At 38.2% G+C, this 4,139-nt stretch carries 4 protein-coding genes and 1 pseudogene; 3 read left to right on the top strand and 2 right to left on the bottom strand.

What is annotated here, in order from left to right; genetic code table 11:
- A pseudogene (locus EKM83_RS12935) lies at positions 1 to 282 on the top strand (hypothetical protein); the annotation flags it as partial.
- On the opposite strand, the gene EKM83_RS12930 reads toward EKM83_RS12935, so the two are convergent.
- Both EKM83_RS12930 and EKM83_RS12925 read right to left on the bottom strand, forming a co-directional pair.
- Positions 272 to 550 carry a hypothetical protein gene (locus EKM83_RS12930; protein WP_125577945.1) on the bottom strand — a complete coding sequence of 93 codons (279 nt, stop codon included), beginning with the start codon at positions 548 to 550 and terminating at the stop codon, positions 272 to 274. The pseudogene EKM83_RS12935 and the gene EKM83_RS12930 sit on opposite strands and share 11 nt — an antisense overlap.
- 22 nt (positions 551 to 572) lie before the next feature.
- Positions 573 to 800 carry a hypothetical protein gene (locus tag EKM83_RS12925; RefSeq protein WP_071665499.1) on the bottom strand — a complete coding sequence of 76 codons (228 nt, stop codon included), beginning with the start codon at positions 798 to 800 and terminating at the stop codon, positions 573 to 575.
- Positions 801 to 1,051: 251 nt separating this feature from the next.
- Here EKM83_RS12925 and mobQ point away from each other — a divergent pair, with 251 nt between their 5' ends.
- Positions 1,052 to 3,115, top strand: coding sequence for a MobQ family relaxase (mobQ, locus tag EKM83_RS12920; RefSeq protein ID WP_064578755.1), 2,064 nt, complete (start codon positions 1,052 to 1,054; stop codon positions 3,113 to 3,115).
- 96 nt (positions 3,116 to 3,211) lie between these two features.
- On the top strand, positions 3,212 to 4,139 hold a 928-nt coding region (locus EKM83_RS12915; protein WP_263853792.1), incomplete at its 3' end, for a DNA topoisomerase.

Here is a 4,139-nt window from a genome sequence, read left to right as displayed (position 1 = left end):
TTTATCGCTTTCCCAAAGCCGGTTTAAACTTTAAAGAAATCGGTCATTTAAGTAAGCTAGATCAAAATAAAATTTCAGATTTTACGCTTGACCTAAAATCAAAAAGAAGAGGTAAGGGTCAAAAGATAATTCAACAGCGATCAAGTAAAAGGAAGCACAAAGAAAGTAAAGCAGAGCTTACACCAAGAATTCAAAAAACAGTTAAAAGACTTTGCTAAACACAATCCAGAAATTAAGCCAAAAAACAATCCTGAAAATAAAAACGATCGGCCTAGTTATTAGGTTGATCGTTTTTTAATTTATCCGGTTTATGGGCATTAACATAGTCAGCAAATGTTTTTAAAAGTTCTTCGGTTTGTTCGACCGAGAGGTTATCAGCTTGAAAGTACTTTTCTAATAAAGCCCCTTTTTGAATTAATCGGCGAGAACGGGCTTTGCGAGCTTGCCGATTTTCATAGTATTTAGATTGTCGTAATTTAAAATCTTCCCGATCAATTTTTTGTTTTAAACGCGCTTGCTGCTCGACTAGTTTTTCATATTGATTAGACATGGAATTTCCCCATCTCGTATGGCTAATGATCTACGGACTTTACCTTTAAAAATTCAGAAAATTGCTTAGCTAAAAGCTTAATCTGATCGTTAGACAAATTAGCATAATCTAAATTGGCTTGACTGATGATTTGTTTACCTAGCCGTTGTTCAATCTTATTTTTTTCGTCCTTAATTTTTTGATTAAGGGCTTTTAATTTAGCTTCTTGTTTTTCTAAGTTACTTTTAGACATAACGATTCCTCCAATCATATTAGAAATAATCACCGAAACTATATCATATAGGAAACGTTAAGTCAAAGTATAGAAGTTGAAATAGCGAAGCGGAAGGCATACACTAAAAGTAAATTCAGGAGAATCAGCAGACCGAGTGAAACGAGGTCAATGCGCACTTACACCCCACTAAATTATTGTGGGGTAAATCGTGCTAAAATCCTGTATTAGAAGTCGCCGATGGCGACAACAAAATCAACCAATAGATCCAAAGAAAGGTGGTGACTAGTATGGCAATTTTTCATATGAGTTTTAGTAATATTAGTGCTGGGAAAGGACGAAGTGCGATTGCCAGTGCCGCTTATCGAAGTGGTGAAAAATTATTTGATGATCAAGAAGGTCGCCACTATTTCTATGCTCGGTCAGTCATACCAGAGAGTTTTATTTTAACTCCTAAAAATGCACCAGCATGGGCCAGTGATCGAGAAAAATTATGGAACGAAGTAGAAAGAAAAGATCGGCGAGCAAATTCTCGGTATGCGAAAGAGTTTAACGTGGCTTTACCGGTAGAATTAAGTGAATCCGAACAGAAAGAATTACTGACAAAATATGTGCAAGAAAATTTTGTTGATGAGGGCATGGTAGCCGACGTGGCAATTCATCGCGACCACCCAGATAATCCGCACGCTCATGTGATGTTAACTAATCGGCCGTTTAATTCAGATGGAACATGGGGAATTAAGAGCAAAAAGCAATATATTTTAGATGATAATGGCAATAAAATGTATACCGGAACTAGCAAGTACCCTAAGAGTAGAAAGATACTGATGGTCGATTGGGATAAGAAAGAAAAAATAATTGAATGGCGTCATAATTGGGCAGTTAGTGTCAATCAGGTTTTAGAGCAAAAAAATATTCCCGATCGGATCAGTGAAAAATCATTTACTGAGCAGGGAATAGATGATACACCAACCCAACACGAGGGAATTAATAGTAAGCGGTATGAAAGAAAAGAATTTAACCAACAAGTAAAGAACTATCGCAAAGCCAAAGCCAGTTATAAAAACAACCAAGAAAAAGCAATCAATAGAGGTCACTTAGATAGCCTAAGTGAACACTTCTCGTTTAATGAAAAACGGGTGGTCAATGAGTTAAGCCATGAACTGAAAACTTATATCAGTTTGGAGAGTTTAGATGATAAACGGCGCATGCTATTTAATTGGAAAAATAGCACCTTAATTAAACATGCAGTTGGTGAAGATGTGACTAAACAATTATTGACAATTAACCAACAAGAAAGCTCATTAAAAAAGGCAGATGAACTCTTAAACAAAGTGGTCGATCGTACCACGAAAAAACTTTATCCAGAGCTTAATTTTGAACAGACCACGCAAGCTGAAAGACGAGAATTAATTAAGGAAACCGAAAGCGAGCAAACAGTTTTCAAAGGCAGTGAATTAAACGAACGTTTAATGAATATTCGTGATGATTTATTGACCCAGCAATTATTGACCTTTACCAAGCGGCCATACGTTGGTTTTAAGTTATTAATGCAACAAGAAAAAGAGACCAAAATTGATCTGAAATATACGCTAATGATCCACTCTGATAGCTTAGAAAGCCTAGAACACGTCGATAAAGGACTACTAGAAAAGTATTCACCAGCAGAACAGCAAACGATTACGAGAGCAGTCAAAGACCTACGGACAATCATAGCAGTTAAGCAAGTCATTCAAACGCAATACCATGAAGTATTGAAAAGAGCCTTTCCTAATGGTGATTTAGATGATCTTTCACTAGTTAGACAAGAACAGGCCTATACAGCCGTGATGTACTATGATCCAACTTTAAAGCCATTAAAAGTCGAAACAATGGCACAATGGCAAGAAAACCCACCGAGGGTTTTCAGTACCCAAGAACATCAATTAGGGTTAGCTTATTTATCGGGACAGCTTAGCTTAGATCAGTTAGAGAATCATCACTTACAACGGGTTTTAAAGCATGACGGCACTAAACAACTCTTTTTGGGTGAATGTAAAGTCGATCCAACGATTAAGAACAGTCAGATTGAGAAAATCCAAAAACAGTTAAAAGAGCAACAAGCTAAGGACGATCAATATCGAAAATCCCAGCTGGCACATTATCAACCGTTAAATTATAAGCCAGTTAGTCCAAACTACTACTTAAAGACGGCCTTTAGTGACGCGATCATGACTGTTCTATATGCTCGTGATGAAGATTACCAACGACAAAGACAGGCGCAAGGTTTAAAAGAGACTGAGTGGGAAATGGCGAAAAAGCAACGGCAACACCAAACTCGAAATCGGCATGAAGATGGGGGCATGCACTTGTAATCGGAATAAAAAATGCACCGTTAAACCTGGTTAAAAGCGGCTGAACAAGGCAAAACAGAATTAGATCAAAAATTGAATCATAAGGAGTGAACGAACATGACCACTGTTATCTTAGCTGAAAAACCCAGTCAAGCCCGTTCATACGTCCAAGCCTTTCAAAAGAGCACAAAAAAACAGGGTTACTATACGGTTAGTGACCCTGTTTTGCCCGATAATACGCTTGTCACGTATGGTCTCGGACATTTAGTTGAACTAGCCACACCGGATAAATATGATCAGAAATACCAGCAATGGGCCTTATCTAATTTACCGATTTTCCCCGATAAATACAAGTTTGAAGTGTCAGCTAGTAAAAAAGCCCAATTCAAGGTCGTTAAAGACCTGTTAACGAAAGCCGATACCATTATTGTGGCCACCGATAGTGGTCGAGAAGGGTCAAATATCGCGTGGTCGATCATGAACCAAGCGCATATTGATGTTAAGTCGAAAACGATTAAGCGCCTTTGGTTGAATAGCCTAGAAAAAGACGCGATTATTACCGGCTTTAAAAATCTTGGTGATTGGCACAAAGACTATTTGGCTTATAAAGAAGCCCAAACCCGTCAAATTAGTGACTGGTTAATTGGTATGAATGGCAGTCCTTTATATACTTTGTTGTTAAGACAAAAAGGGGTGCGCGGGGTGTACTCAATTGGTCGCGTGCAGACGCCAACCTTGTATATGGTTTATCGAAGAGACCAGGCAATCAAAAACTTTAAGCCGGAACCCTATTTTGAACTAAATGCGGAAATTTTAGCTAATCAGCAAAAATTCGTCGCAAAATTAGACCCCTATCAGCGATTTAAAGACGAAACAGGGATAATGACATTCATGCAAGCTAAACACGTTCAGAAAGGCTCACAGGGCGGTTTAATCAAGGACGTCCAAAAACAGGCTAAAAAGCGTGCTAGTCCCCAACTATTCTCACTATCCAGTCTGCAAAGTGCCATGAATAAACGTTATCACGCCAGTGCCAGCCAAACCT

This window comes from Levilactobacillus angrenensis, from assembly GCF_003946085.1.
In the GTDB taxonomy this organism is placed as follows: Bacteria; Bacillota; Bacilli; order Lactobacillales; family Lactobacillaceae; genus Levilactobacillus; species Levilactobacillus angrenensis.
The sequence above is the reverse complement of the archived record's forward strand: the minus strand, read 5'-3'. Positions and strand labels throughout refer to the sequence as shown.